General features: G+C 72.3%; 22 protein-coding genes. 10 read left to right on the top strand and 12 right to left on the bottom strand.

Annotation, left to right across the window (positions count from 1 at the left end; genetic code table 11):
* Positions 1–48: 48 nt before the first annotated feature.
* Both ACQPZO_RS26445 and ACQPZO_RS26440 read right to left on the bottom strand, forming a co-directional pair.
* Positions 49–663, bottom strand: coding sequence for a DUF4190 domain-containing protein (locus ACQPZO_RS26445; protein ID WP_433344636.1), 615 nt, complete (start codon positions 661–663; stop codon positions 49–51).
* A 26-nt stretch (positions 664–689) separates the two neighbouring features.
* Positions 690–944: a CD225/dispanin family protein gene (locus ACQPZO_RS26440; protein ID WP_433344635.1), complete on the bottom strand. Its 255-nt coding sequence runs from the start codon at positions 942–944 to the stop codon at positions 690–692.
* 274 nt (positions 945–1218) lie between these two features.
* Here ACQPZO_RS26440 and purN point away from each other — a divergent pair, with 274 nt between their 5' ends.
* The gene (gene purN, locus ACQPZO_RS26435; protein ID WP_433344634.1) at positions 1219–1839 is read left to right on the top strand and encodes a phosphoribosylglycinamide formyltransferase; all 621 of its coding nucleotides are present in this window, start codon (positions 1219–1221) and stop codon (positions 1837–1839) included.
* Entirely contained in the window at positions 1836–3407 is a 1572-nt protein-coding gene (gene purH, locus ACQPZO_RS26430; RefSeq protein WP_433344633.1) for a bifunctional phosphoribosylaminoimidazolecarboxamide formyltransferase/IMP cyclohydrolase, read from the top strand. Before purN ends, purH begins: the two co-directional genes overlap by 4 nt.
* 43 nt (positions 3408–3450) lie before the next feature.
* Here the strand turns inward: purH and ACQPZO_RS26425 are convergent, their stop codons facing one another.
* The 5 genes from ACQPZO_RS26425 to ACQPZO_RS26405 all read right to left on the bottom strand — a co-directional run bounded on the left by ACQPZO_RS26425 (position 3451) and on the right by ACQPZO_RS26405 (position 9130).
* Entirely contained in the window at positions 3451–4482 is a 1032-nt protein-coding gene (locus tag ACQPZO_RS26425; protein WP_433344632.1) for an ABC transporter ATP-binding protein, read from the bottom strand.
* A complete protein-coding gene (locus ACQPZO_RS26420) occupies positions 4466–5503 on the bottom strand; it encodes an ABC transporter ATP-binding protein (RefSeq protein WP_433344631.1) in 1038 nt (345 codons plus the stop codon). Before ACQPZO_RS26420 ends, ACQPZO_RS26425 begins: the two co-directional genes overlap by 17 nt.
* Before the next feature lie 7 nt (positions 5504–5510).
* Positions 5511–6467 (bottom strand): ABC transporter permease, encoded by a 957-nt coding sequence (locus ACQPZO_RS26415; RefSeq protein WP_387015239.1) that lies wholly within the window; start codon positions 6465–6467, stop codon positions 5511–5513.
* A gap of 36 nt (positions 6468–6503) precedes the next feature.
* Positions 6504–7442 (bottom strand): ABC transporter permease, encoded by a 939-nt coding sequence (locus ACQPZO_RS26410; protein WP_350881764.1) that lies wholly within the window; start codon positions 7440–7442, stop codon positions 6504–6506.
* A gap of 83 nt (positions 7443–7525) precedes the next feature.
* Positions 7526–9130: a peptide ABC transporter substrate-binding protein gene (locus ACQPZO_RS26405; protein WP_433344630.1), complete on the bottom strand. Its 1605-nt coding sequence runs from the start codon at positions 9128–9130 to the stop codon at positions 7526–7528.
* A gap of 466 nt (positions 9131–9596) precedes the next feature.
* On the opposite strand from ACQPZO_RS26405, the gene ACQPZO_RS26400 reads away from it, so the two are divergent.
* Together ACQPZO_RS26400 and mdh are read left to right on the top strand one after the other, a co-directional pair.
* Positions 9597–10457: a bifunctional methylenetetrahydrofolate dehydrogenase/methenyltetrahydrofolate cyclohydrolase gene (locus ACQPZO_RS26400; RefSeq protein ID WP_433344629.1), complete on the top strand. Its 861-nt coding sequence runs from the start codon at positions 9597–9599 to the stop codon at positions 10455–10457.
* Between the two features lie 165 nt (positions 10458–10622).
* A complete protein-coding gene (gene mdh / locus ACQPZO_RS26395; RefSeq protein WP_433344628.1) occupies positions 10623–11573 on the top strand; it encodes a malate dehydrogenase in 951 nt (316 codons plus the stop codon).
* A 60-nt stretch (positions 11574–11633) separates the two neighbouring features.
* On the opposite strand, the gene ACQPZO_RS26390 is transcribed toward mdh, so the two are convergent.
* Entirely contained in the window at positions 11634–12455 is an 822-nt protein-coding gene (locus ACQPZO_RS26390) for an MBL fold metallo-hydrolase (protein ID WP_433344627.1), read from the bottom strand.
* A gap of 137 nt (positions 12456–12592) precedes the next feature.
* On the opposite strand from ACQPZO_RS26390, the gene ACQPZO_RS26385 reads away from it, so the two are divergent.
* A complete protein-coding gene (locus ACQPZO_RS26385) occupies positions 12593–13810 on the top strand; it encodes an NADP-dependent isocitrate dehydrogenase (protein WP_396670245.1) in 1218 nt (405 codons plus the stop codon).
* A 320-nt stretch (positions 13811–14130) separates the two neighbouring features.
* Here the strand turns inward: ACQPZO_RS26385 and galT are convergent, their stop codons facing one another.
* Both galT and cysC read right to left on the bottom strand, forming a co-directional pair.
* Positions 14131–15207 (bottom strand): galactose-1-phosphate uridylyltransferase, encoded by a 1077-nt coding sequence (gene galT / locus ACQPZO_RS26380; protein ID WP_433344626.1) that lies wholly within the window; start codon positions 15205–15207, stop codon positions 14131–14133.
* Between the two features lie 35 nt (positions 15208–15242).
* Positions 15243–16772, bottom strand: coding sequence for an adenylyl-sulfate kinase (gene cysC, locus ACQPZO_RS26375; RefSeq protein ID WP_433344625.1), 1530 nt, complete (start codon positions 16770–16772; stop codon positions 15243–15245).
* A gap of 302 nt (positions 16773–17074) precedes the next feature.
* Here cysC and ACQPZO_RS26370 point away from each other — a divergent pair, with 302 nt between their 5' ends.
* The 4 genes from ACQPZO_RS26370 to ACQPZO_RS26355 all read left to right on the top strand — a co-directional run bounded on the left by ACQPZO_RS26370 (position 17075) and on the right by ACQPZO_RS26355 (position 21230).
* A complete protein-coding gene (locus tag ACQPZO_RS26370) occupies positions 17075–17998 on the top strand; it encodes a polyphosphate polymerase domain-containing protein (RefSeq protein WP_433344624.1) in 924 nt (307 codons plus the stop codon).
* 6 nt (positions 17999–18004) lie between these two features.
* Positions 18005–18682: a DUF4956 domain-containing protein gene (locus tag ACQPZO_RS26365; RefSeq protein ID WP_433344623.1), complete on the top strand. Its 678-nt coding sequence runs from the start codon at positions 18005–18007 to the stop codon at positions 18680–18682.
* The gene (locus ACQPZO_RS26360; RefSeq protein ID WP_433344622.1) at positions 18682–20412 is read left to right on the top strand and encodes a CotH kinase family protein; all 1731 of its coding nucleotides are present in this window, start codon (positions 18682–18684) and stop codon (positions 20410–20412) included. Before ACQPZO_RS26365 ends, ACQPZO_RS26360 begins: the two co-directional genes overlap by 1 nt.
* Before the next feature lie 170 nt (positions 20413–20582).
* Positions 20583–21230 carry a hypothetical protein gene (locus tag ACQPZO_RS26355; protein ID WP_433344621.1) on the top strand — a complete coding sequence of 216 codons (648 nt, stop codon included), beginning with the start codon at positions 20583–20585 and terminating at the stop codon, positions 21228–21230.
* Positions 21231–21243: 13 nt separating this feature from the next.
* On the opposite strand, the gene valS is transcribed toward ACQPZO_RS26355, so the two are convergent.
* Positions 21244–23913 (bottom strand): valine--tRNA ligase, encoded by a 2670-nt coding sequence (gene valS / locus ACQPZO_RS26350; protein WP_433344620.1) that lies wholly within the window; start codon positions 23911–23913, stop codon positions 21244–21246.
* Positions 23914–24052: 139 nt separating this feature from the next.
* On the opposite strand from valS, the gene ACQPZO_RS26345 reads away from it, so the two are divergent.
* Positions 24053–25591 carry a hypothetical protein gene (locus tag ACQPZO_RS26345; protein WP_433344619.1) on the top strand — a complete coding sequence of 513 codons (1539 nt, stop codon included), beginning with the start codon at positions 24053–24055 and terminating at the stop codon, positions 25589–25591.
* Positions 25592–25630: 39 nt separating this feature from the next.
* Here ACQPZO_RS26345 and ACQPZO_RS26340 read toward each other — a convergent pair whose 3' ends face one another.
* Complete coding sequence (locus ACQPZO_RS26340; RefSeq protein ID WP_433344618.1) at positions 25631–26005, bottom strand: hypothetical protein; 375 nt, start codon at positions 26003–26005, stop codon at positions 25631–25633.
* Between the last annotated feature and the right edge of the window lie 49 nt (positions 26006–26054).

Raw genomic sequence — 26054 nt, 5'->3', positions numbered from 1 at the left:
GGGGCGCCCCGGAAACTGCCCGGAGCGCCCCTCGGTGGTGCTGTCGACTCAGGTGGTCGGCAGGTTGACGTTCGCCACGATGCCGAGGATGAACAGCACGATGCCGAGCCCGGCACCCACCGCACCGCAGATCAGACCGGTCTTGGCCTGGCTGTCGTTGCTGGCCAGGCCCTGGTTCGCCTTCTGCCGCCCGAGGTAGCCGGTGACGATCGCGGCGATGCCGACCGGGACGCCCAGGTACAGGCAGCAGACCAGCGGGATCGACGCGATGCCGAGGATCATCGACACCAGGCCGAGGGTGTTCTGCTGGCCCTGCGTCTGCGGGTAGCCGGCGTTCGGGTAGCCCGGCGCGGCTCCGTAGGGCTGCTGGGCGTACGGGTCCTGCCCGTAGGGCTGGCCCGAGGCGGGCTGGCCGTAGGGCTGGCCCGACGTCGGCTGCCCGTACGGCTGACCCGACGTCGGCTGCCCGTACGGCTGACCGGCGGCCGGCTGCTGGCCGTACGGTGCCTGCGGCTGCTGGCCGTACGGGTCCTGCCCGTACGGCTGCCCCGATGTGGGCTGCTGCCCGTAAGGCGCCTGCGGGGGCTGGGCGTGCGGGTCGTGGTACTGCGGCTGGTTCGGGTCGTTGGGCTGCTGACCGTACGGGTCGTGACCGGGCTGCATGCGCTGGTGCTCCTTGGCTGAGGCTGTCAGTAGCTGCTGGTGCTGGTCTCCGTACCCATGATCGCCCCAATGCCGCCCAGCGCGCAGCACACGATGGTGATCACGTACCAGGCGATGCCGACGATCAGGGCCCACTTGGACCACTTCTTCGACTCGGCGGCCGCCGCCTGGGCCCCCGCGTAGTCACCCTGCTGGATGAGCGGGTTGACCTTCGAGGCGTTGATGATCGCCGGGATGGCCAGCGGCCAGAAGAGGAAGATGGCCACGATGGACATCGTCATGTTGTTATTGATCTGTTGCGGTTGGGGGGACTTGTAGTCGGGCTGCATCGCGGCCTACTCCTCTAATCCATCGACACAACGCGCATGTCGGGTCACTGACGGGTGCGGAGCCAGGCTTGTGCCTGGCACCGAGCGACCGGCAGAGTACAGGGTGGGGACGACAACGGCGGTCACCAATTCGTCGTTGTCCGGATCCTGATTGCCCACGCCGACGGCCGGTCCGGCCTGCCCGCCCACACGAGAGCGGCCCCGACCTGCCCGATAGGGTGGCGGCGTGACCGAGCCCGCGCCCGTCGCCCGCATCGTCGTCCTCGTCTCCGGCTCCGGCAGCAACCTCCAGGCGTTGCTCGACGCCACCGCCGACCCGGCGTACGGGGGCAGGGTGGTCGCCGTCGGCGCGGACCGGGACGGCATCGCCGGCCTGGACCGGGCCACCGCCGCCGGGGTGCCGACCTTCGTCGAGCGGGTCTCCGACCACCCGACCCGGGCGGACTGGGACGCCGCGCTCACCGCGCAGGTCGCCGCGCACCGCCCCGACCTGGTGGTCTCCGCCGGCTTCCTCAAGCTGGTCGGCCCCGACTTCCTCGCCGCGTTCGGCGACCGCTACCTCAACACGCACAACACCCTGCTGCCGGCGTTCCCCGGCATCCACGGCCCCCGGGACGCCCTCGCCTACGGCGTGAAGATCACCGGGGCCACCCTCTTCTTCGTCGACGCCGGGATGGACACCGGCCCGATCGTCGCCCAGGTCGCCGTGCCGGTGCTCGACGACGACGACGAGGACGCGCTCACCGAGCGCATCAAGTCCGCCGAGCGGCGCCAGCTCGTCGAGCAGGTCGGTCGGCTGGTCCGCGAAGGTTGGACGATCACCGGAAGAAAGGTCACCTTTCCGTGAGTGCCACTGAGGCCGAGCGCCGCCCGATCCGGCGGGCGCTGGTCAGCGTCTACGACAAGAGCGGCCTGGTCGAGCTGGCCCGGGCCCTGCACGCGGCCGGCGTGGAGCTCGTCTCGACCGGCAGCACCGCGTCGAGGATCGCCGACGCCGGGGTGCCGGTGACCCCGGTCGAGTCGGTGACCGGCTTCCCCGAGATCCTCGACGGCCGGGTGAAGACCCTGCACCCGGCGATCCACGGCGGCCTCCTGGCCGACCTGCGCAAGGACTCGCACGCCGCCCAGCTCGACGAGCACGGCATCGCCGGGATCGACCTGCTGGTGTCCAACCTCTACCCGTTCCAGGCCACGGTCGCCTCGGGCGCCGGCGTCGAGGAGTGCGTGGAGCAGATCGACATCGGCGGCCCGGCGATGGTCCGCGCCGCCGCCAAGAACCACGCCTCGGTGGCAGTGGTCACCGACCCGGCCGGATACCCGGCCGTGCTGGCGGCCCTCGGCGAGGGCGGGTTCACCCTGGCCCAGCGCCGGGCGTTGGCCGCCCGCGCGTTCGCCGCCATCGCCGAGTACGACGTGGCCGTGGCCGAGTGGTGCGCCGTCACCCTGGCCCCGGACGCCGGCGGGTGGCCGGAGTTCGCCGGGCTGGCGCTGCGCCGCGGATCGGTGCTGCGCTACGGCGAGAACCCGCACCAGGCCGCCGCGCTCTACGCCGACCCGAGCAGCCCGGCGGGCCTGGCCCAGGCCGAGCAGCTGCACGGCAAGGAGATGTCGTACAACAACTACGTCGACGCGGACGCCGCGTGGCGGGCGGCGAACGATTTCGCCGACCAGCCGGCCGTGGCGATCATCAAGCACGCCAACCCGTGCGGGATCGCGGTCGGCGGCGACGTGGCCGAGGCGCACCGCCGGGCGCACGCCTGCGACCCGGTGTCGGCGTACGGCGGGGTGATCGCGGTCAACCGGCCCGTCTCCGTGGAGCTGGCCCGGCAGGTCGCCGACATCTTCACCGAGGTGCTGGTCGCGCCGGAGTTCGAGCCCGGTGCGGTGGAGGTCCTTCAGGGCAAGAAGAACATCCGGCTGCTGCGCGCCCCGGCGTACGCCCCGCTGCCGGCCCAGTGGCGGCAGGTCACCGGCGGCATCCTGGTCCAGCTGGCCGACCGGATCGACGCCGACGGCGACGACCCGGCCAACTGGCGGCTGGCCACCGGCGAGGCGGCCGACGAGGCGACGCTGCGCGACCTGGCGTTCGCCTGGCGGGCGGTGCGCGCCGTGAAGAGCAACGCGATCCTGCTGGCCAAGGACGGCGCGACCGTCGGGGTCGGCATGGGCCAGGTCAACCGGGTCGACTCGGCGCAGCTCGCGGTCACCCGGGCCGGCGCCGAGCGGGCCGGGGGCTCGGTCGCCGCCTCGGACGCGTTCTTTCCCTTCGCCGACGGCCCGAAGATCCTCATCGAGGCCGGGGTGAAGGCGATCGTCCAGCCGGGCGGCTCGATCCGCGACGAGGAGGTGATCGCCGCCTGCAAGGAGGCCGGGATCACCATGTACCTGACGGCCACCCGCCACTTCTTCCACTGACCCCCGCCCGCCCGCCGTCCGCCCGCAGCCGGGCGGCGGCGGGTCAGGTGGTGGTGGGGCGGAGCTCGGCGAAGTGGCAGGCCGACGGGTGGGGGTCGGCGGCCCGGGGGACCGAGTGGGGTTCCTCGCGGGCGCAGACCTCCTGGGCCTTCCAGCAGCGGGTGCGGAAGCGGCAGCCGCTCGGCGGATCCGCCGGGCTGGGCACGTCGCCGACGAGTCGGATCATGGTCCGGTCGTCGCGGGCGTCCGGGTCGGGCACCGGCACCGCCGACAGCAGCGCCTGGGTGTACGGGTGGGTGGCCCGCTCGTAGATCTCGTCCTCGGTGCCGACCTCGACGATCTTGCCGAGGTACATCACGGCGACCCGGTCGGAGATGTGCCGCACCACGGACAGGTCGTGGGCGATGAAGATGTAGGACAGGCCGAACTCGTCCTGGAGCTGTTCCAACAGGTTGATGACCTGCGCCTGGATGGAGACGTCCAGGGCCGACACCGGCTCGTCGCAGACGATGATCTCCGGGCGCAGGGCGAGCGCCCGGGCGATGCCGATGCGCTGACGCTGGCCCCCGGAGAACTGGTGCGGGTACCGGTTGACGTGCTCCGGGTTCAACCCGACCACGTCCAGCAACTCCTGCACCCGCTTGCGCTTGCTGCCCTTCGGCGCGGCGTCCGGGTGGATGTCGAACGGCTCCCCGATGATGTCGCCGACCGTCATCCGCGGGTTCAGCGAGGTGTACGGGTCCTGCATCACCATCTGCATGTTGCGTCGCAGCCGGCGCAGCTCCGCCCCGGACGCCCTGAACAGGTCATTCCCCTCCAGCGTGGCCCGGCCGGAGGTGGGCGTCTCCAGCCGCATCAGCAGGCGGGCCAGGGTGGACTTGCCGCAGCCGGACTCGCCGACCACGCCGAGGGTCTCGCCCCGGCGCAGCTCGAAGCTGACCCCGTCGACGGCACGCACCGCGCCGACCTGGCGCTGGAACAGCACCCCCTTGGTGATCGGGAAGTGCTTGACCAGGTTGTCGACGGCGAGGACGGTCTCGCCCCGCACCTTGGCCGGGCTAGCGGGCGCTGTCATCACGGACCTCCTGCGCGAAGTGGCACGCGCTGGTCCGGCCGTCGCCGAGGACCAGGTCGTGCGGCACCACGTCGACGCAGACCTGCTGCACGTACGGGCACCGGGGGTGGAAGGGGCAGCCGGAGGGGATCCGCATCAGGTTCGGCGGCAGCCCCCTGATCGTCGACAGGGCCTGGCCGCGCACGTCCAGGCGCGGGATCGACTCCAGCAACCCCTTCGTGTACGGGTGGGCCGGCGCCCGGTACAGCGAGCGGACGTCGGCGTGCTCGATGATCCGGCCCGCGTACATGACGGCGATCCGGTCCGCGACGCCGGCCACCACGCCGAGGTCGTGGGTGATCAGGATCATCGCCATGTCCAGGTCCCGCCGCAGGTCGGCGAGCAGGTCCATGATCTGGGCCTGCACGGTGACGTCCAGCGCGGTGGTCGGCTCGTCGGCGATCAGCACCTTCGGGTTCAGCGCCAGCGCCATCGCGATCATGACGCGCTGCCGCATCCCGCCGGAGAACTGGTGCGGGTGGTCGCCGAGCCGGCTGGCCGCCGCCGGGATCCGTACCAGGTCCATCAGCTCGACGGTCCGGGCCTTGGCGTCGCCCCGGGACATCCCCTCCCGGTGGCGCAGCGTCTCGCCGATCTGCCAGCCGACCGGGAAGACCGGGTTCAGCGCGGACAGGGCGTCCTGGAAGATCATCGCGATCTCCTTGCCGCGCACCTGGCGACGCTGTTCCTCCGACTGGCCGAGCAGGTCCTGGCCCCGGTAGAGGATCTGCCCGGAGCGGACGTGCGCCGGGGGAGTGTCCAGGATGCCCATGATCGCCTGCGCGGTGACGGACTTGCCGGACCCGGACTCGCCGAGCACGGCCAGGGTCTCGCCGGCGTCCAGGTGGTACGAGACGCCGTTGATCACCCGGGCCACCCCCTCGCCGGTACGGAACTCGACGTGCAGGTCCCGGACCTCCAGGAGGTGGCCGCCCTCGGGCGTCGGAGAGGCCGGCGTCGGCCTGACGGCGGAGTGGCTCATGAGGGGATCACCGCAGCTTCGGGTCGAAGGCGTCACGGATCGCGTCGCCGAGCATGATGAAGGCCAGCACGGTCAGCGCGAGGAAGGTCGAGGGCACCACCAGCGGGGTGGCGGACTCCCGCATGTGCACCCGGCCGGCGTCGATGTCGATGCCCCAGGAGATGGTCGGCGCCTTGAGGCCGATGCCGAGGAAGCTCAGCGTCGCCTCGGCGGAGATGAACGAGCCGAGCGCGATGGTGAGCACCACGATCGCCGGGGCGAGCGCGTTCGGCAGGATGTGCCGCCACATGATCCGGCCGTTGCCGGCACCGAGCATCCGGGCGGCGGCGACGTAGTCCTGCTCCTTGGCGGTGATCACCGAGGAGCGGATCACCCGGGCCGCCGTGGTCCAGCCGAGCACCGCCAGCACGAAGATCACCGCGAGCAGCCGGACGTTGTCGCTGCTGGCGCTCACCCGCTTGAGCAGCACGATCGCGGCGAGCAGCAGCGGAATGCCGAGCACGATGTCGATCACCCGGGAGAGCACCGCGTCGACCCACCGGCCGAAGTACCCGGCGAGCATCCCGACGACCACCGCGATCAGCCCGGTGAACAGCGCCGAGAGCGCGCCGACCAGCAGCGACGCGCGTGCGCCGTAGACCGCCCGGGCGTACGTGTCGCAGCCCTGGAAGTCGTACCCGAAGATGGCCCCGCCGGACGGCCCGGCGTGCTGGCGGGAGAGCACGCAGTCGCGCGGGTCGTTGGCGGTGAACAGCGCCGGGACGACCGCCATCGCGGCGATCAGGACGACCAGGAACAGGCTGATCCAGAAGATCGGTTTGCGGCGCAGGTCCCGCCAGGCGTCGCCGGCCAGGCTGCGCGGCTTCCGCGGCACGCCGACCTGGTTGGGTGCCCCGGGCTCGCCCGACGGCCCCCGTCGTGCGGCCTGGTTCTCGGTGGCCGCCACGGTCTCGAAGTCGCTCATGCCGCCACCTCGCCGCGCTCACTCGCGCACGCTGCTTCACTCATAGCGGATCCTCGGATCGAGTACGGCGTACAGGACGTCCACCACCAGGTTGGAGACGAGGTAGACCACGACGAGCACGCTGACGATGCCCACCACCAGCGGGCCGTCCTCGGTGCGGATGCCGCGGAACAGGTTGAACCCGACGCCGGGGATGTTGAACACGCCCTCGGTGATGATCGCGCCGCTCATCAGGTTGCCCAGCTCGACGCCGAGGAAGGTGATCACCGGGATGAGCGAGTTGCGCAGCACGTGCACGCCCACGATCCGCCGCTTGACCAGGCCTTTCGACCGGGCGGTGCGGACGTAGTCGGCGCGCAGGTTCTCCGCGACCGAGGTCCGGGTCAGCCGCAGCGCGGTGGCCAGCGACAGCGAGCCGAGGACGATGCCGGGCAGCAGCAGCGCGTACAGGTCGGGATCGGCGCCGGCGGTGGCCGGGAAGAGCTGCCACTTGACGCCGAGGAGGTACTGGGCGAGCGGGGCCAGCACGATCGTGGGGATGCCGAGCACCAACAGGGTGAGCACCAGCGTCGCGTTGTCGAAGACGCTGCCCCGCCGGATGCCGGCGATCACCCCGGCGGTGACCCCGAAAACGATCGTCACCGCCATGGCGATCAGGGCGAGCTTGACGGTGACCGGCCAGGCGGCGGCGAGGATGTCGCCGATCTGCCGGCCGGTCAGCGACTGTCCCAGATCGCCCTGGAGCAGGTTCTTCAGGTAGTCGAAGTAGCGGTAGAAGAAGCCGCCGACACCGGTCCGGTCGAGGTGGAACTTCTCCGTCAGGTATGCCCGCTGGGCGGCAGTGACCGGGCGTTCCCCCGCGAGCGCCTGGATCGGGTCGCCCTGACCGGCGAACATCAGCGCGTAGACGATCAGCGTGGTCCCGAAGAAGGCGAGGACCATCTGGAGCAGTCGCCGCAGAATGAAGCGGAGCATACTGAGCAGTCTTCCTGAAAAGGGGCAAAGCGGTGGCGGGTCGGGTCACCTCGCGGTGACCCGACCCGTCTTCCCGGGGGGAGCTACTTGATGGCTTCGATCTTCAGCAGGTCGATGCGGTCGAAGAGGTCCATCTCCACGTTCGTGACCTTGGTCGAGTGGCCGAAGTTGTTCTGGCCGTACCGGAGCGGGATCACCGGCATGTCCTCGGCCAGCAGGTCCTCCGCGGCCTGGTACTTCTTGACCGCCTCCTCCTCGTTCGCGGCCGTGGCGCCCTCGGCGAGCAGCTTGTCGAACTCGGGGTTGCTGTAGCCGTAGTAGTTCGACGAACCGTTGGTGCTGTACAGCGGGCCCAGGTAGTTCTCCATCGACGGGTAGTCCATGACCCAGCCCATCCGGAACAGGCCGACCGGCTGCTTGGCCTTGACCTTGGTCAGCAGGTCCGCGAACTTCGGCTCGGCGTTGCCCACGCAATCCACGCCCAGGTTGGCCTTGAGCTGGTTGCAGGTCGCGTCGATCCAGTCCTTGTGCCCGCCGTCGCCGTTGTACGACAGCTCGATCTTCTTCGGGCCGCCCGCGGCCTCGTACGCCGCCTTGGCCTTGGCCGGGTCGAACTCGCCGGCGGCGCCGATGGTGTCCTCCCGGTAGCCCGCGACGACCGGCGAGACGAACGAGCGGGCCGGCTGCTGCGAGTCCTTGAAGATCGACCTGGTGATCTCGTCCCGGTCGATCGCCATGGAGATCGCCTTGCGCACCTCGGGCTTGCTGAACTCCTCCTGGAACGTCGGGAAGGCCAGCACCTGGAGCGACGAAGCCGGGCTCTGCTTGAACCGGTCGCCGAGGTCGGTGCCGGCGGTCGACAGGTTCTCGGTCGGGATCGTCTTGATCACGTCGAGGTTGTCCGACAGCACGTCCGCGTACGCGGCGGTCGGCTGCTGGTAGATCCGGAACTCGACGCCGGCCACCTTCGGCTGCTGGCCGGGGAAGGCGTCGTACTTCTCCACCTCGACCTTGGCGTCGTGCTGCCACGAGCCCTTCATCCGGAACGGGCCCTGGCCGATCGGGGACTGCTCGTACCCCTCGGCGAGCACGCCGGGGGCGGAGAACGCGGCCTTCGGCAGCGGGTAGAACGCCGTGTAGCCGAGCATCGTCCGGAACTCGCTGTACGGCTGGGCCAGCGTCACGGTGAAGGTCAGGTCGTCGACCTTCTCCAGACCGGTCAGCGTCTTCGCCTTCGGCTGCTCGCCCTGGAGGGCGTCGTAGCCGGCGATCTTCTCGAAGAAGTAGCTGGAGTTCTGCCCGTTGGGGGCGTACGCGCCGTGGTTCCAGGCGTCGATGTAGTTCTCGGCCGTGACCTTCTCGCCGTTGTGGAAGGTGTAGCCGTCCTTGAGCTTGACCGTCCAGACCTTGTTGTCCGACGACGTCACGGACTCGGCGGCCACCTCGTACGGCTTGTTCGCCTCGTCGTAGTCGACGAGCGGGCTGAACAGGGCGCTGAGCACCTGCGAGCCGCTGGTCTCGTTGGTGTTGGTCGGCACCAGGTGCTGCGGCTCGGCGATCTCGATCCGCACGGCCGCGTTGGGGTCGCTCTCGCCGGATCCGCCGTCGCCGCCCGAGCCGCAGGCCACCAGGCCCAGGGTCACCGCGAGCGGGAGGGCGGTCCAGGCGGCAAGCCTACGAACACGCATTCGGTCTCCTCATCTCCATTACGCTGCGCGGTCAGGCCCGGCGCTGGGTAACGCTGCGCAACGATCGGTAACGGTAGGTCGCGGGAGTGGTGATCGGCAACGAGGCCGTGGCGAACCGGTGACGGAGCGGGGTCTCCGGCCTTGCCCGCAGCCGCCCGCCCTGCTACGTCCTGTCGGGGAAATGGGCTCTCAGCAGCCCTCGGGGGCGCGGATCGAGCCGAGATGGCACCAATACGCGACCCGCGTCCGTCGACCGCCGGGAGTCCGGTTTGCGGCCCCGGCGGGCCGGACGCCCGGATCGGCCGGTGACGCGGTCCACAGATCGTCACAATCAGTGACAATGCCCACGTGGGCTGATAGTCACGGACTGTGGTGGGGTGGACCCGGCCCCCGGTCGGGCCGGCCGCCCGTCGCGGCGGGCGCGGGTCCCCGGATCGACGTGCCCGGGGCGTGAGACGATCTAAACGTGACGGCGACGATCCTGGACGGCAAGGCGACCGCGGCGGAGATCAAGGACGAGCTGCGGACGCGGGTCAAGGCACTGGCGGAACGCGGCATCACCCCGGGACTGGGCACCGTCCTGGTCGGGGCGGACCCCGGCTCCCAGGCGTACGTCAACGGCAAGCACCGCGACTGCGCCGAGGTGGGCGTCGCCTCGCTTCGTCGCGAGCTGCCCGCCGACGCCACCCAGCAGCAGGTCGACGACGCGCTGGCCGAGCTGAACGCCGACCCGGCCTGCCACGGGTACATCGTCCAGCTCCCGCTGCCGGGTCACCTCGACACCCAGCGCGCGCTGGAGATGATCGACCCGGACAAGGACGCCGACGGGCTGCATCCGGTCAACCTCGGTCGGCTGGTCCTCGGCTACCCCGGCCCGCTGCCCTGCACCCCGCGCGGCATCGTCGAGCTGCTCCGCCGGCACGACGTGGCGCTGCGCGGCGCCAATGTCGCCGTCGTCGGCCGGGGCAACACCGTGGGTCGCCCGCTCGGCCTGCTGCTCACCCGGCGCAGCGAGAACGCCACGGTGACCCTGTGCCACACCGGCACCCTCGACCTGGCCTCGCACACCCGGGGGGCGGACGTCGTCATCGTCGCGGCCGGGGTGCCGGGGCTGCTCACCGCGGACATGGTCACCCCCGGCGCGACGGTGGTCGACGTCGGCATCACCCGGGTGATCGGCGAGGACGGCAAGGGCCGCTACACCGGCGACGTCGCCCCCGAGGTGGCCGAGGTGGCCGGGAAACTGGTCCCGATGCCCGGCGGCGTCGGCCCGATGACCCGCGCCATGCTGCTCACCAACGTCGTCGAGCGCGCCGAGGGCAACTGACCCACCGTCCGGTCCGTGGCTGCCGTCCGGTCTGTGGTTGCCGGCCGGGGCCGGCGGCGGGGCCTCGACCCATCCTGTCGAAAGTTCGCCGGTTATGCCCCGATCGGTGCCAGGATGACTGATACGGGCCGGTAAATCCGCCGGGTATCAGGGAGTGGGACGACCATGGGTAAGAAGGTCACTGTCGTCGGGGCGGGCTTCTACGGCTCGACCACCGCGCAGCGCCTGGCCGAGTACGACGTCTTCGACACCGTGGTGATCACCGACATCGTGGAGGGCAAGCCGGCCGGCCTCGCCCTGGACCTCAACCAGTCGCGTCCCGTCGAGGGCTTCGAGACCACGGTCGTCGGCGTCACCACCGGCCCGGACGGCGAGGGGTACGAGGCCATCGCGGGCTCGGACGTAGTGGTGGTCACCGCCGGCCTGCCGCGCAAGCCGGGCATGAGCCGGATGGACCTCCTGGAGACCAACGCCAAGATCGTCCGCCAGGTCGCCGAGAACGTGGCCCGGCACGCCCCGGACGCCGTGGTCATCGTCGTGTCCAACCCGCTGGACGAGATGACCGCGCTGGCCCAGCTCGCCACCGGGTTCCCGAAGAACCGGGTGCTCGGCCAGGCCGGCATGCTCGACTCCGCCCGGTTCACCAACTTCGTCGCCGAGGCCCTGGCCGTGCCGGTCCGGTCGGTGCAGACCCTGACCCTCGGCTCACACGGCGACACCATGGTGCCGGTCCCGTCGAGGAGCACCGTCGACGGCAGGCCGCTGCGCGAGGCGATGCCGGCCGAGCAGATCGAGGAGTTGGTCGTCAAGACCCGCAACGGCGGTGCCGAGGTGGTCGCGCTGCTGAAGACCGGCTCGGCGTACTACGCCCCGTCGGCCGCCGCCGCCCGGATGGCCAGGGCCGTCGCGGAGGACTCCGGGGAGGTGATGCCGGTCTGCGCCTGGGTCGATGGCGAGTACGGCATCTCCGGCGTCTACCTCGGCGTCGAGGCCGAGATCGGTGCCGGGGGCGTCCGGCGAATCGTCGAGACCGACCTGGACCCCGACGAACTGGCCAGCCTCAAGTCCGCCGCCGAAGCCGTCCGCACCAAACAGTCCGACATAACTGACATGTAACCCACCCGGAGCCCCTTTCCCTGTTGATCAAGAAGTTCGCGGCACGCGGAAACTTCTTGATCAACGCTGTCGGTGGGGCAGCGCCAGGAAGGGCTCGCCCAGGTGCGGGGTGGCCAGGGTGGCTGGGGGGTGCGCGAGCAGGGTGTGCAGCAGGGCCGTGCGGCTGTCGCGGGCCGTGGCCGGCTGCTCGTCGTGGGCGTAAGCCAGGCCGGGGTCGACGAGCTGGACCGCGTGCACCAGCAGGTCGCCGGTGACCAGCAGCCGCTCGTCGCCCGCGTCCACCAGCATCGACTGGTGACCGGGGGTGTGCCCCGGCGTGCTCAGCACGCGTACCCCCGGGGTCAGTGGGGTGTCGCCGTCGAGGACCCGGAGCTGGCCGGCGGCGCGCAACGGCGCGATCAGCCCGGCGCCCAGCCCCGGATTGACCGACCCCAGGGCGTCCAGCTCGGCACGTTGCACCAGGTAGTCGGCGTTGCCGAACCAAGGCGTGCCGGCCGTGCCGGTGACAGCCCAGCCGACGTGATCGGTGTGCAAATGGGTCAGCACCACCGTGCGGACGTCGGCGGGGTCGATGCCGGCGGCGGCCAGCTCGGCCGGTAGCCGCCCCGGCACCGGGGCCCAGCTCGCGGCGGGGGAGCCGGCCGGGCCGATGCCGGCGTCGACCAGGGTGACCGGGCCGTCCCCGGCGCGCAGGGCGAAGCAGCGGAACTGCAGCCACCACCGCCCGTCGTCGGTGACCGCGGCCGGGTCCCGCTCGTCGGCCGCGCGCCAGTGCTCGGCCGTGGCGCTCGGGAACGCCTCCTCGCGGGGCTGGAAGAACGGGCCCTCCCCGTCGGCCAGCGCGGTGACCGTGATAGACCCGAGGGTGCGGCGCGGCGGCATCCGGTGATGGTGCCAGCGATCTCCCGTGTCGTGCACCCCATTTTCACCGGCCCACCGAGGCCGGCTGGGGACTGCCGGCCAGTTTCCAGTACGCTCGTACTGCTTGAGCACGTGTCCCCTGAGAGGAGCGCCGGTCGATGGCGAAGATCAAGGTAAACAACCCGGTCGTGGAGATCGACGGCGACGAGATGACCCGGATCATCTGGAAGCAGATCCGGGAGCAGCTGATCCTGCCCTACCTCGACGTCGACCTGCACTACTACGACCTCTCGATCCAGCACCGCGACGAGACCGACGACCAGGTCACGATCGACGCCGCCAACGCCATCAAGGAGCACGGCGTCGGCGTCAAGTGCGCCACCATCACCCCGGACGAGGCCCGGGTGGAGGAGTTCGGCCTGAAGAAGATGTGGCGCTCGCCGAACGGCACCATCCGCAACATCCTCGGCGGCGTCGTCTTCCGCGAGCCGATCATCATGTCCAACGTGCCGCGGCTGGTCCCGGGCTGGACCAAGCCGATCATCATCGGCCGGCACGCCCACGGTGACCAGTACAAGGCCACCGACTTCGTCGTCCCCGGCCCGGGCACGGTGACCATCACCTACACCCCGGCCGACGGCTCCGCGCCCGTGGAGATGGAGGTCGCCAACTTCCCCGGCGGCGGCATCGCCATGGGCATGTACAACTACGACGAGTCGATCCGGGACTTCGCCCGCGCCTCGTTCCGGTACGGCCTGGACCGCAACTACCCGGTCTACCTGTCGACCAAGAACACCATCCTCAAGGCGTACGACGGCCGCTTCAAGGACCTCTTCGCCGAGGTGTTCGAGAACGAGTTCAAGTCGGAGTTCGCGGCCGCCGGCATCACCTACGAGCACCGGCTGATCGACGACATGGTCGCCGCCGCCCTCAAGTGGGAGGGCGGTTACGTCTGGGCCTGCAAGAACTACGACGGTGACGTGCAGTCCGACACCGTCGCGCAGGGCTTCGGCTCGCTCGGCCTGATGACCTCGGTGCTGCTCTCCCCGGACGGCCGCACCGTCGAGGCGGAGGCTGCGCACGGCACCGTCACCCGGCACTACCGGCAGTACCAGAAGGGCGAGAAGACCTCGACCAACCCGATCGCCTCCATCTACGCCTGGACCCGGGGCCTGGCCCACCGGGGCAAGCTGGACGGCACCCCGGCGGTCACCGAGTTCGCCAACACCCTGGAGCAGGTCATCGTCGACACCGTCGAGGGCGGCCAGATGACCAAGGACCTCTCGCTGCTCATCTCGCGGGACGCCCCGTGGCTGACCACCGACGAGTTCATGAACGCGCTGGACGAGAACCTGGCGCGTCGGCTCGCCGCCTGACCGTCGGTCCGTCCCCGCGCGGGGAGTGCGTCACCGACCGAGCCCGCCGGCCCCGTGCCGGCGGGCTCCGTCATGTCCGGCCTCGGGGGTGTCCAGGCGGTGGCCTTCCCTGTGCGTCTGCCGTCACCGTGCGTGAGATTGCTCGTTGAGTCTGGTGGACGTGGTGCCAGTCGCGTCCAGGAAGGTTGACCGCGGGTCGCCTCGCGGCGCGAGTGCCGATAAGCCAGCCTTCCCGGCTGTCGCACACAGCCAGCCGTCCCTTCCCTGCGGGGGGCCCGTTCCGGGCCCCCCGCGCCCTGTATCCCTGCCGGATCTCCGGGTCAGGCGGCGCGGAGCAGCTCGGCGGCGCGTTCCGGGGCGATGTCGTTGATGAACACCCCCATGCCCGACTCCGAGCCGGCCAGGTACTTCAGCTTGTCCGCGGCACGCCGGATGCTGAACAGCTCAAGGTGCAGGTGCCCCAGCTCGCGGTCGATCCGTACCGGGGCCTGGTGCCAGGCGGCGATGTAGGGCATCGGCAGGTCGAACAGCCCGTCGAAGCGGCGCAGCACGTCCAGGTGGAGCGGGCCGAAGGCGTCCCGCTCCTCGTCGGTCAGGGCGGGGATGTCCGGCACCGGCCGGTGCGGGGCGACGTGCACCTCGAACGGCCATCGGGCCGCCGCCGGCACGTACGCCGTCCAGTGCTCGTTGCTCGTGACCACGCGCGTCCCGGCGGCGCGCTCGGCGGCGAGGACGTCGGCGTAGAGGTTGCCGCCGCCGGTGCGCCCGGCGTGCCGACGGGCCGCGCCGAGCATCGCCCGGGTGCGTGGCGTGACGAACGGGTACGCGTAGATCTGGCCGTGCGGGTGGTGCAGGGTCACCCCGATCTCCACGCCCCGGTTCTCGAAGCAGAACACCTGCTCCACCCCGGGCAGCTCGGCCAGCGCCGCCGTGCGGTCGGCGAGGGCGTCCAGCACGGTGCGGACCCGGTGCGGCGGGAGGCCGGCGAACGACGCGTTGTGGTCGTCGGTGAAGCACACCACCTCGCACCGCCCCTGGCCGGGCCGGACCGGGGTGAAAGGGGTGATCTCCGCAGGTTCCTCGGCGATCCGCTGGCTCAGCGACGGGAACCGGTTCTCGAACACGGCGACGTCGTAGTCCGGCGCCGGGATCTCGCTGAGCTGGTCGCCCCGGGACGGGCAGAGCGGGCACTCGTCGGCCGGGGGCAGGAAGGTGCGGGTCTGCCGGTGCACGGCGACGGTCACCCACTCGTCGGTCAGCGGGTCGTACCGGAGCTGGGACGCGGGCGGGGGCGGCGGCAGTTCCCGCCGGTCCGGCTGGTCGCGGACCGCGTCGTCCCGCTCGTCGAAGTAGATCAGCTCCCGACCGTCGGCCAGCTCGATCGCCGTACGCTTCACTCCGCCGTTTCCTCTTCTCGTCGGCGCGGCCGGCGTCAGGTGGACTGGAGGCGGGGCTCCACCCACCCGGTCTCGGTCAGGTGATGCATCACCGCGTGCACCGCCTCGTCGATCGACAGGTCGGTGGTGTCGACCACCACGTCGGCGTCCGCCGGCACCTCGTACGGGTCGTCGATGCCGGTCATCCCGGTGAGCAGGCCGGCTCGGGCCCGGGCGTACAGGCCCTTGCGGTCGCGCTGCTCGCAGACCTCGATCGGGGTCGCCACGTGCACCAGCACGAAGCCCGCCCCGGCTGCGTGGGCCATCTCCCGGGCGGTCGCCCGCGCCGCCGCGTACGGGGCGATCGGGCAGCAGACGCCGACGCCACGGTGCCGGGCGATCTCGGCCGCCACCCAGCCGATCCGCCGGATGTTGAGATCCCGGTCCGCCTTGCTGAAGGTCAGCCCGGCGGAGAGTTCCCGACGCACCACGTCGCCGTCGAGCAGGGTCACCGTCCGGTCCCCGCCCTCGCGCAGCACGTCCGTCAGGCCCCGGGCGATGGTCGACTTGCCGGAGCCGGAGAAGCCGGTCAGGAAGACCACGAGCCCCCGGTGCCGCCGGGCCGGGCGGGCCCGGGCGAGTTCCTTGGCCACCGCCGGGGGGGTGTGCCACTCCGGCAGCGGGAAACCCCGGTCGAGCAGGTCTTCGAGCTCCGCCTGGCTGAGCGCCAGCCGCCGGTTGCGCGGCGGGATGTCCTCCCGCCAGCGCCACTGTCCGTCCCGGTTGTCGTAGGCCAGATCGCGGGGGACCAGCACCCGCAGGCCGGCGCCGGAGAGCATCTCGCCGGTGGAGAGCAGGTGGGTCACCCCGTACGCGGCGGCCACCCGGGCCTGGAGCAGCGCGTCGCTGATCTCGTCGCGGCGGCGGGACAGCGGCACCGCGACCAGGGTCGCCGGGGGCATCCGGTCCCGGGCGGCGAAGACCGCCCGGACCAGCGCCTCGGAGGGCAGCCCGTTGGTCGTTCCCTCGCCCACCGGAATCATCACCAGCAGGTGCGCCCCCAGGGTGCGGACCGCGTGGGCGATCTGGGCGAGCTGCGGGCGGTGCAGGGGCCGGTCGGCGAGGACGCCGAGCACCCGGCCCGGGGGCAGCAGCGCCCGGATCTCCTCCGGGCTGCGCCGCAGCCGCTGGAACGGGCCGTGGCCGCCGTCGCCGAGCCGCCGTACCGGGCCGCCGATTCCGGCGACGCCGTCCCGGGCCGGCCAGACGTCGGTGACCTCCAGCGCGGCGATCGGGGCGCCCTCGCCGTCGGTCAGCACCAGCGCCCGGCGCTGCGGGTCGGCCGGGTCCAGGCCGTCGGCGAGCGCCGCGGGCACCTGGAGGGTCACCGGCACCTGCCAGGGCGTGCCGTCGGCGAGCCGACCCCGCCGGCCGACGCCGACCAGGTCAGCCCTGGTCATGAAGCCAGCGAGCGGCGCGTACGCCCCGGTCAGCAGCAACTGCAGATCGGCCAGTTCCCCGGGCCGCGGCGTGTACGCCGGAGCGTCCCGCAGCACGTCTTCGGGCAGCACCCACCCGTTACTCATCGCATCCCCCACTACTGGCCGGCACACAGTTTCTCAGTCGACCGGCGATCGGTCGAGAGCGCCATTCCCCCTACCGGGGATGGAGTTGCCGGGACCGGTCGGCCGGCGGCTCCGGCGAAGCGCCGAGGCGTCGTCGGCCACGGGCGGCGCGAGGCGGGCGGGGCGGCGTTTCTCCGCTGCCGTTCACCTGCGGTCCAAAGCTCATCCACAGCTTGTTCATACGCCGTTTCCATGACCGTTCGCTTTCCTTGGCCTCCAGCCGTTCCGTCAACCCGAGGAACCCGACCGGAGGAAGCGTGTCCATGCGTCTACGGTTCAACCGCCGAGCCCGTCCCCCAGACCCGGCTGCTGACCACCGAGGCGACCCGGCACCGGATCCCGGCCCCTCGACGGCCGGACCGGACCACGCGGGCCACGCCCTGCGGGCGCCGAGCAAACTGCACGCCTTCAACCGGTACGAGATCAAGTACCTGGTCGCGACCACGAGGGTGGCCGCGCTCCGGCGCGAACTGGCCGGCCGGCTCGCCCCGGACAGCCACGGCGACGACGGCGGGTACGGGGTGTGGAGCGTCTACTACGACACCACCGACCTGCGGTTCTACTGGGAGAAGATCGAGGGGCTGCGGTTCCGCCGCAAGCTGCGGGTACGCCACTACGGCGACCGCTCCACCATCGACGACGACACCACCGTGTACGTCGAGATCAAGCAGCGGGTCAACCGGGTCACCCAGAAGCGCCGGATCGCCCTGCCGTACCGGCTGGCCCGGCGGCTCTGCGACGAGCGGGTGGCGGTCGAGCACGACCCCGCCCAGCGGGCGTTCGTCGAGGAGGTGCTCGAACTCGTCGCCGGCCTCGATCTGCGCCCGGTGGCGATGACCGGCTACCAGCGCGAGGCGTTCGTCGGCCAGGATGCCGACCTCGGGCTGCGGGTCACCCTCGACCACCGGATCCGGGGCCGGGACCGCGACTTCCACCTCGGGGCCGACGCCGAGAACCGGCTCATCGTCCCGGCCGGGCTGTCGATCGTCGAGATCAAGGCCAACGAGCGGGTCCCGTACTGGCTCACCGACCTCGCCGCCCGCGCCGAGCTTCAGGTGGTGCGGGTCTCCAAGTACTGCCAGAGCGTCGAGGCGTTCGGTCGGGCGCCGCGTTCGGTCTTCCACGTCCAGGACGACGACCCCGCCGCCGGCCTGGCGGCGGTCACCCCCAAGAGAAGTGAGGCCTGAGCACCGATGGACATCACCTTCCAGGACCTGTCCGGCACGTTCAGCGTCGGCGACATCGCCATCGTGTTGTCGCTGTCGTTCCTGTTGAGCGCCATGATCGGCTGGGTCTACCGGGCCACCCACCGCAACGTGTCGTACAGCCAGTCGTACGTGCAGACGTTGATCATCCTCGGCATGCTGATCTCGCTGATCATGCTGGTGGTGGGCTCCAACATCGCGCGGGCGTTCGCCCTGGTCGGGGCGCTGTCGGTGGTGCGGTTCCGCAACGCGATCAAGGAGACCCGGGACGTCGGGTTCATCTTCCTGGTGATGGGCGTCGGGATGGCCTGCGGCACCCGGTTCTACACCCTGGCCGTCGTCGCCGCCGTCGCGATCAGCCTGATCATCGTGGTGATGCACCGGTTCAACTGGTTCGCCCTGAACGTGCAGCGGCAGGTGGTCAAGGTCCAGGTCCCGGCCGGCGGCAACCACACCGCCGACATCCAGGACGTGCTGGTCCGCTACACCACGGAGTTCGAGCTGGTCAGCCTGGAGACGATCCGGGCCGGCGCGCTCACCGAACTGATGTACACGGTCCGGCTCAAGAAGGGCAGCGAGCCGGGCGAACTGATCTCGGCGCTCGGCGAGCGGACCTCCGGCCAGCGGGTGACGGTGCTGACCGGCTACGACCAGACGGACCTGTGATGTCCGAGCCGCTGCGCACCCGGTCCCTGCTGCCCCGCGCCCTGCGGCGACGCCTGCCGGTGCGGGTGCGGCAGAACTGGAAGCTGCTGACCACCTGCGTGGCGTTCGTCGCCGTCCTGACCCTGGTGCTGGGCACGGCGCGGATCCGCCCGTACGTCACCAGCGCCAGCGACACCGGGGCGGACGCGGTGACCGCGGACATCGCCGGCACGACGGACCTCTTCGCCGCGACCACCGCCCACTCGATCCGGCTCACCTTCCGGGACGCCGATTACGAGCGGATGCTCGACACCTACTGGAAGGAGGGGGAGAAGGAGTACGTCGAGGCGGACCTGACCGTCGACGGCACCACGATCCCCAGCGTCGGCATCCGGCTCAAGGGCAACTCGACGCTGAGCGCGCTGACCTGGAAGGGTGAGAGCAAGCCGCGACAGGGCGGGGGTGCCGTCCCCGGCGGGGGTGCCGTCCCCGGCGGCGGCGGACGCCCCGCCCCGGGTGTCGGCCAGCAGCCGGGCCAGGGCCAGCCGGGCCAGGGCCAGCAGCAGCCGGGTCGGGGTGGGTTTCCCGGCGGGGGGATGGCCCGGACCTCGCTGAAGGCCGAGGAGCCGGAGACGTTGCCCTGGCTGATCAGCTTCGACGAGTTCGTCGACGGCCGCCGGTACCAGGGGCACCGCGAGGTGGCCGTCCGGGTTTCCGGCATGGGCGGCGGCTCCACCGTGCTGAACGAGGCGCTGTCGCTGTCCCTGCTCGCCGGCGTCGGCGAGGCGGCCCAGCGGTACGCGTACTCCTCGTTCACGGTGAACGGCCGGCCGACCACGGCCCGGCTGCTGGTCGAGCACCCCGACGAGCACTTCGCCGACCAGATGGACGGCACGGGGGTGCTCTACAAGTCCCTGGCCAGCAGCAGCTTCACCGACCAGGGTGACGACCAGACCGACTACCAGGACGACTTCAAGCAGATCACCATGCAGGGCAGCCAGGACCTGCAACCCGTGATCAACCTGATCAAGTGGGTGAACTCGGCGAGCGACGAGGAGTTCGACACCCAGCTCGCCGACCGGGTCGACGTCGAGTCGTTCGCCCGCTACGTCGCACTTCAGAACCTGCTGCTCAACTTCGACGACATGGCCGGACCGGGGAAGAACTACTACCTCTGGTACGACCTGGAGACGAAGAAGTTCAGCGTGATCAGTTGGGACCACAACCTCACCTTCAGCGGCGACGCCGCCCAGGGGCCGCACGACAGCGGCAGCCCCGGCATGCCGGGCGGGATGCGGATGCCCGAGGGCGCGCAGGCTCCTGAGGGCGCACAGGCTCCTGAGGGGGCGCAGGCTCCTGAGGGCACGCAGGCTCCTGAGGGGGCCGGGCCGCCCGGTGGGGTGGGGCTCCCCGATGGCGTCCAGCCGCCGGGCGGCGCAGACGCCGGGCGGGAGGGCGGAACCGCCGAGCGCGGCCGGCCGGGCGGCATGATGCCGGGCCACAAGCTCAAGGAGCGCTTCCTGGCCAGCGACGCCTTCAAGGGCGTCTACGAGGACGCGTACCGCGCGCTCTACCAGCAGGTGTACGCCGACGGGCGGGCCGCCGGCTCGCTCGACGCGATCACCACGGTCCTCAAGACGGTGGACGGGGCCGACGCGACGGCCGTGGACACCGACGCGGACCGGCTGCGCACCCTCGTGAAGCAGCGGACGGAGAGCCTCCGGGACAACGAGGTGATCACCCGCGGCTGAACCCGGCGGGGCGGGGTCCGGCAGGCAGCACGCCGGCCCCGCCCCTCGTCGTACCCGGGCCGTCCCCGTCCGTCGGCATTCCCGAAGGCGGTCGGAATGGTAGGACTGGTCGCAGAATGGTAGGGCTGGCCGGATGGACCCGGCCGGGCCCGCTACGGCAGGCTGGGGCCATGGTGGCGGACACAGGCCGGGCGACGCCCCGGCGGTCGTACCCGAGGAGCACCCGGCACTGGGCGGCCAGCCTGGCGATCGCCGGGACGGCCGCGGCGGCGACCACCACGGTGGCCCAGTCGATCGGCGACTACCACTGGTGGGCCGGCTTCGTCCTGGTCCCCGGGGCGCTGACCGCCGCGGGCGGCGGGGTGCTGCTGGCCCGCGGGGGCGGGCGGGCGTTCGTCGGGTACGTCGTGGCCTGCGTCGGCCTGCTGATCTTCACGGTCGGGGCGCTGCTGATGACCGGCACGACCGGCCGGGGCTGGCCGGCCCTGGTCACGCTGCCCTGCCTGGCGGTCGCCGGCACCTACCTGTGGCGGTCCGCCGACCCGCTGGCCCGGGGGCTGCACCGGACGGTCGCCCTGCTCGCCCTGGCCGGCGCCCTGGTCGGGGTGACCCTGTTCCTCATCCGCGCCCGGCTGGTGGACCCGGGGCAGACCCACTGGTGGGGCGGGTACGTGCTGCTCGCCGGGGTGGTGGTCTGCGGCAACGCCGTCGAGCTGGCCCGGCACCGGATGCCGTACCGGCTCCAGGCGGTCACCCTGCTGGTCGGGCCCGCCGTGGTCGCCGCCCTGCTCGGCGTCCGCATGCTGCGCGGCTGGTGATGCCCGCCGGGGCTCAGAAGGCGCAGGCGACGACCAGCTCCGGGGTGCGGCCCGGCAACAGGTCGAGCTTGTCGATCCGGCCGGCGGCCCGCAGGTCGTCGGCGACCAGCGTCAGCCGGTCGAGCAGGGCGGCCGGGCCGAGCGCCTCGGCCAGCGGCACCTCCGCCCGCATCGACAGCTTCCGCTCGGACTTGGCCCGGCGCACCTGGCTCAGGGCGTTCCCGGCCAGCCGCAGCAGCTCCGGGTCGCCGTCGCCCTGGATCGCCCGCCCGACCTCGTGCGTCGTCGGCCAGGTGGCGCGGTGCACCGACCCGTACCGCCACCAGGACCAGACCTCCTCGGTGGCGAACGGCAGCACCGGCGCGAACAGCCGCAACTGCACCGACAGGGCGGTCGCCAGCGCCGCGCGGGCCGAGTCGGCCCCCGGCCCGGTGCCGTAGGCGCGCTCCTTCACCAGCTCGATGTAGTCGTCGCAGAACCGCCAGAAGAACGCCTCCGCCACCTGCAGGGCGGCCGTGTGGTCGTACCCGTCGAAGGCGGCCGTCGCGGCGGCGACCACGCCGGACAGTTCGGCGAGCATGGCGGTGTCCAGCGGCTCGGTGGCCGACAGCTCCAGGTCGCGGCGCGGCGTCAGACGCGCCGAGCTGGAGTTGTCGTACGGGGCGCGCAACGCGTCGGCCGCGCCCAGCCCGAGGGCGAACCTCGACGCGTTGAGCAGCTTGGTGGCCAGCCGCCGGCCCACCTTGATCTGCGCCGGGTCGAAGGCCAGGTCCATGCCGGGCCGGCCGCTGGCCGCCCAGTACCGGACCGCGTCGGAGCCGTACTGCTCAAGCAGCGCCATCGGGGTGGTGACATTCCCCTTGGACTTGGACATTTTCTTGCGGTCCGGGTCGAGGATCCAGCCGGAGAGCACCGCGTCCCGCCAGGGCAGCACGCCGTGCTCCAGGTGGGCGCGGACGATCGTGGCGAACAGCCAGGTGCGGATGATCTCCTGCCCCTGCGGGCGCAGGTCCATCGGGAAGACCTGCCGGAACAGCTCCGGGTCGGTCTCCCAGCCGCCCACGATCTGCGGGGTCAGTGACGAGGTGGCCCAGGTGTCCAGCACGTCCGGGTCGCCGGCGAAACCACCGGGCCGGCCGCGCCGGGACTCGTCGTACCCGGGCGGCGGCTCGCTGGACGGGTCGACCGGCAGCATCGCCTCGTCGGGTGTGAGAGGGTGGGAAAGGTCCGGCTCGCCAGTGCCGTCGAGCCGGTACCACACCGGCACCGGCACGCCGAAGAAGCGCTGCCGGCTGACCAGCCAGTCACCGGTCAGGCCGCCCACCCAGTGGTCGTAGCGGTGCTTCATGTGCTCCGGCACCCAGCGCAGCTCCCCGCCCCGGGCCAGCAGTTCCGCGCGCAGGCCGGTGTCCCGCCCGCCGTTGCGCAGGTACCACTGCCGGGTGGAGACGATCTCCAGCGGCCGGTCGCCCCGCTCGTAGAACTTCACCGGGTGCGTGATCGGGCGCGGGTCGCCGACCAGGTCGCCCGCGTCGCCCAGCAGCCCCACCAGCGTCCGCCGGGCACCGTTCACGGTCTGCCCGGCCAGCGCCGCGTACGGCTCCGCAGGCACGCCGGCCGGCGGCTCCGGCAGCAGCCGCCCGTCCCGGCCGACCACCACCCGGGTGTCGAGCGCCAACTCCCGCCACCAGGTCACGTCGGTCAGGTCGCCGAACGTGCAGACCATCGCGATGCCGGTGCCCTTCGCCGGGTCCGCCAGCGGGTGCGCGCGCACCGGCACCTCGACCCCGAAGACGGGGGTACGCACCGACGAGCCGACCAGGTCCCGGTACCGCTCGTCGTCGGGGTGGCAGACCAGCGCTACGCAGGCCGGCAGCAGCTCCGGCCGGGTGGTGTCGATCAGCACCTCCCGCCCGCCCGGCCCGGCGAACCGCAGCCGGTGGTACGCCCCCGGCCGCTCCCGGTCCTCCAGCTCCGCCTGCGCCACGGCGGTGGCGAACCCGACGTCCCACAGCGTCGGCGCCTCAGCCTGGTACGCCTCGCCCCGGGCCAAGTTGCGCAGGAACGCCCGCTGCGATGTCGCCCGGGCTGCCCGCCCGATCGTGGTGTACGTCAGCGACCAGTCCACCGACAGCCCGAGCCGCCGCCACAGCGCCTCGAAGATCTTCTCGTCGTCGGCGGTCAGCGTCCCGCACAGCTCGACGAAGTTGCGCCGGGAGATCGGCGTCGGATCCTTGCGGGCCGCCTCGTCGACCGGGGCGGCCGGCGGCTGCCAGTCCGGGTCGTACGGCAGCGTCGGGTCGCAGCGCACCCCGTACACGTTCTGCACCCGGCGCTCGGTGGGCAGGCCGTTGTCGTCCCAGCCCATCGGGTAGAACACCGTCCGGCCGCGCATCCGCTGGAAGCGGGCCACCGTGTCGGTGTGCGTGTACGAGAAGACGTGCCCCATGTGCAGCTCGCCCGATACGGTCGGCGGCGGGGTGTCGATGGAGAACACGTCCGCCCTACGACCATTCCGGTTCGGCGCGTCCGACGCCGCGCCGCGATCCGGAACAGTCGCCTCGGCACGGTCGAACGCGTACGTGCCGTCCTCCTGCCAGCGGCGGGCCCAGGTCTCCTCGAGCCCGTCCAACGTGGGCCGCTCGGGGACGCCGGCGCGGGCCGTCCTCGCCGTATCAGTCATCCGTCGATCCTAGGCAGCGGCGGTGCGCCGAGCCACGGCTTTGTTCGGCTGCCGTCCCGCTCACCTGCCCTCGACGGGGCAGCCGCCGGGTGGAACGTGTGACAGCATCGCCGCGTCCGGGACGCGGGGGAGGCCATCCATGGGCGAGATGACGGAAGCGCGTCCGGCCGGGCGCGACTGGACGACGCTGGTCGACGCGGCGGCGGCGCTCGCCGTCGGGGCGGTCTTCGCGGCGCGGGAGCTGCCGCTGGTCGCCCAGTCCGGCTTCACCGAGCTCGTCCGGGACGGTCAGCCGCTGCGCCCCGCCGCGTTCGCCTGCGTGGTGGTGGCCGTGGCGGTGGCCCTCGCGGCGCTGCTGCCGGCGCTGCCCGGCTGGCCGGTCGCCGCCGGCGGGCTGGCGCTGACCTTCCTGACCGAGCTGGCGGTCGAGGGCGGGGTGCACCTCCTGCCCACCTCGACGCCGTCGCCGGGGCTGGTGCTGGCCGCCCTCGCCGGCGCTGCGGGGATGGGGCTGGCGCTGGGCGCCGCCCTGCTGGCCGTCGGGCAGGCGTCCCGGCCGGGCCGTCGACTCGTCGCCGCCGGTCTGGCCACGGGCCTGGTGCTGCACCCGGTGGGCAGCGCACTGTCGTACGCCGTGCTGCCCACCACCGAGTCCGACGTGGTCCGGCCGGACGCGCAGCTCTGGCTTCCCGTCGCGCTCACCGTCGCAGCGGCGGCGGTCGCCCGGCGGCGGGCCCGCCCGGGACGGCCCGCGCGGCCCGGCCGGTTCCGTCCCGGCCCGCTGCTGGTCGTCGGGGCCGCCGCGCTGCTCACCCTGGTCGGGCTGACCCTGCGCTGGTGGATCGTGCGGCTGTTCCAGCTCAGCCCCGACGGGCTGGCCGGGCCGCGCCGGGAGCGGGCCGTCGAGGCGTTCGGCCACGCCGCCACCGTCGTGCTCGCCGTCGTCGTCGCGCTGACCCTGCTCTGGTACGCGTATCGGGTCGGCCGGGCGGTCGGGGCGCGGTGGGTGGTGCTCTGCGCCGCCGTCGGGCCGATCGCCCTGTACGGGGTCCCGTTGAGCTTCACCGCCGCGCCGGGACGGGCGTTCCTGGTCACGGCGGTTGGCGTCGCGGCGCTGGCGGCCGGCGCGGCGCTGGCCCGGCACGCGGCCCGGCTGCTGCCGTGGGACGCGCTCGGCCTGTTGGTGGCCGCCGTCGCGTTGCCGCTGGCGGCCCCGGCGGTGCGCTCCGAGCTGCCCTCGGTGGACACCGTCCGGCCGCTGCTGACCGTCCTCGGGCTCGGCCTCGCGCTCGGTTTCGGCCTCGCCTTCGCCGCCACCGCGTCCACCGGCTCCGCCCCGGCCAAGGTCGCCCCGGTCGCCCCTGCCCCCACCCCGGCCGCGCCTGCCTCGGACGCCCCCACCCCACCCGCCGGGCCGTCGGTCACCCGCCCGGACATCGGGGGGCGGGTCGCGCTGCTGGTGCTGGGGCCCGCCGCGCTGGTGCTCTCCGGGCAGGCCCTCGCGCCGGTCGTGGCGCGGGCCCAGTTCGACGGCCCCTACCAGGCCCCCTCGCTCACCGTCCCGGTCTTCGCCGGGGTGGCCGCCCTGCTGCTGGCACTGTTGTTCGGGTTCGGCCGCGCGGTGGACCGGCTCCGCCAGGACCTGCGCGCCGAGGCGGCGTCCCCCGGCCGGCCCTGACGGGCACCCGTCCACGCCTCCCTCAAGCGGGCCGGCCGCTCAGCGGTCGACCCGCCACGCGGCGTCGGGCGGCGGGCCGCCCTCGGCGACGATGTGCCGGACGATCCGCAGCGCCTCCTCCAGCGGCACGGTGTCCTCGTCGGGATACTCGTCGTCCTGCCCGTTGCCGAGGACGAAGCCGTCGCTCCAGCCGCCCGCCCCGGGGTCGGTCGCGTGCGCGCCCGGGTCGCCCGGCCCGTCGAGCAGCAGCACCATCGCCCGCTCGGTGTTGCTCACCACCGCCAGCGAGCGCCCCGACGAACTACTCAGCCACGATTCGAGCCGGCCGGCGGTGACCCGCTCGCCGAGCTGTCGGACCGCGTCGTCGGCCGTCACCGGCACCGTCGCACCGTGGAACGTCCAGGTCTCCACCATGGCCCGATCCTCCCAGCCGGACGGTCCGGGCCGGCTGCCCGGCCGGCCG

The sequence above is a fragment of the Micromonospora sp. CA-111912 genome (assembly GCF_050948415.1).
Taxonomy (GTDB): domain Bacteria; phylum Actinomycetota; class Actinomycetes; order Mycobacteriales; family Micromonosporaceae; genus Micromonospora.
Note: the sequence above shows the minus strand (reverse complement) of the source record. Positions and strands in the feature narration are given on the sequence as shown.

What these genes read in the sequence shown, in the direction of transcription:
- ACQPZO_RS26445 (WP_433344636.1), bottom strand. Translation starts at nt 663, where the DNA reads ATGCAGCCCGGTCACGACCCGTACGGTCAGCAGCCCAACGACCCGAAC.
- ACQPZO_RS26440 (WP_433344635.1), bottom strand. Translation starts at nt 944, where the DNA reads ATGACGATGTCCATCGTGGCCATCTTCCTCTTCTGGCCGCTGGCCATC.
- ACQPZO_RS26425 (WP_433344632.1), bottom strand. Translation starts at nt 4,482, where the DNA reads ATGACAGCGCCCGCTAGCCCGGCCAAGGTGCGGGGCGAGACCGTCCTC.
- ACQPZO_RS26420 (WP_433344631.1), bottom strand. Translation starts at nt 5,503, where the DNA reads ATGAGCCACTCCGCCGTCAGGCCGACGCCGGCCTCTCCGACGCCCGAG.
- ACQPZO_RS26415 (WP_387015239.1), bottom strand. Translation starts at nt 6,467, where the DNA reads ATGAGCGACTTCGAGACCGTGGCGGCCACCGAGAACCAGGCCGCACGA.
- ACQPZO_RS26410 (WP_350881764.1), bottom strand. Translation starts at nt 7,442, where the DNA reads ATGCTCCGCTTCATTCTGCGGCGACTGCTCCAGATGGTCCTCGCCTTC.
- ACQPZO_RS26405 (WP_433344630.1), bottom strand. Translation starts at nt 9,130, where the DNA reads ATGCGTGTTCGTAGGCTTGCCGCCTGGACCGCCCTCCCGCTCGCGGTG.
- mdh (WP_433344628.1), top strand. Translation starts at nt 10,623, where the DNA reads ATGGGTAAGAAGGTCACTGTCGTCGGGGCGGGCTTCTACGGCTCGACC.
- ACQPZO_RS26390 (WP_433344627.1), bottom strand. Translation starts at nt 12,455, where the DNA reads ATGCCGCCGCGCCGCACCCTCGGGTCTATCACGGTCACCGCGCTGGCC.
- ACQPZO_RS26385 (WP_396670245.1), top strand. Translation starts at nt 12,593, where the DNA reads ATGGCGAAGATCAAGGTAAACAACCCGGTCGTGGAGATCGACGGCGAC.
- cysC (WP_433344625.1), bottom strand. Translation starts at nt 16,772, where the DNA reads ATGAGTAACGGGTGGGTGCTGCCCGAAGACGTGCTGCGGGACGCTCCG.
- ACQPZO_RS26370 (WP_433344624.1), top strand. Translation starts at nt 17,075, where the DNA reads ATGCGTCTACGGTTCAACCGCCGAGCCCGTCCCCCAGACCCGGCTGCT.
- ACQPZO_RS26365 (WP_433344623.1), top strand. Translation starts at nt 18,005, where the DNA reads ATGGACATCACCTTCCAGGACCTGTCCGGCACGTTCAGCGTCGGCGAC.
- ACQPZO_RS26360 (WP_433344622.1), top strand. Translation starts at nt 18,682, where the DNA reads ATGTCCGAGCCGCTGCGCACCCGGTCCCTGCTGCCCCGCGCCCTGCGG.
- ACQPZO_RS26355 (WP_433344621.1), top strand. Translation starts at nt 20,583, where the DNA reads ATGGTGGCGGACACAGGCCGGGCGACGCCCCGGCGGTCGTACCCGAGG.
- valS (WP_433344620.1), bottom strand. Translation starts at nt 23,913, where the DNA reads ATGACTGATACGGCGAGGACGGCCCGCGCCGGCGTCCCCGAGCGGCCC.
- ACQPZO_RS26345 (WP_433344619.1), top strand. Translation starts at nt 24,053, where the DNA reads ATGGGCGAGATGACGGAAGCGCGTCCGGCCGGGCGCGACTGGACGACG.
- ACQPZO_RS26340 (WP_433344618.1), bottom strand. Translation starts at nt 26,005, where the DNA reads ATGGTGGAGACCTGGACGTTCCACGGTGCGACGGTGCCGGTGACGGCC.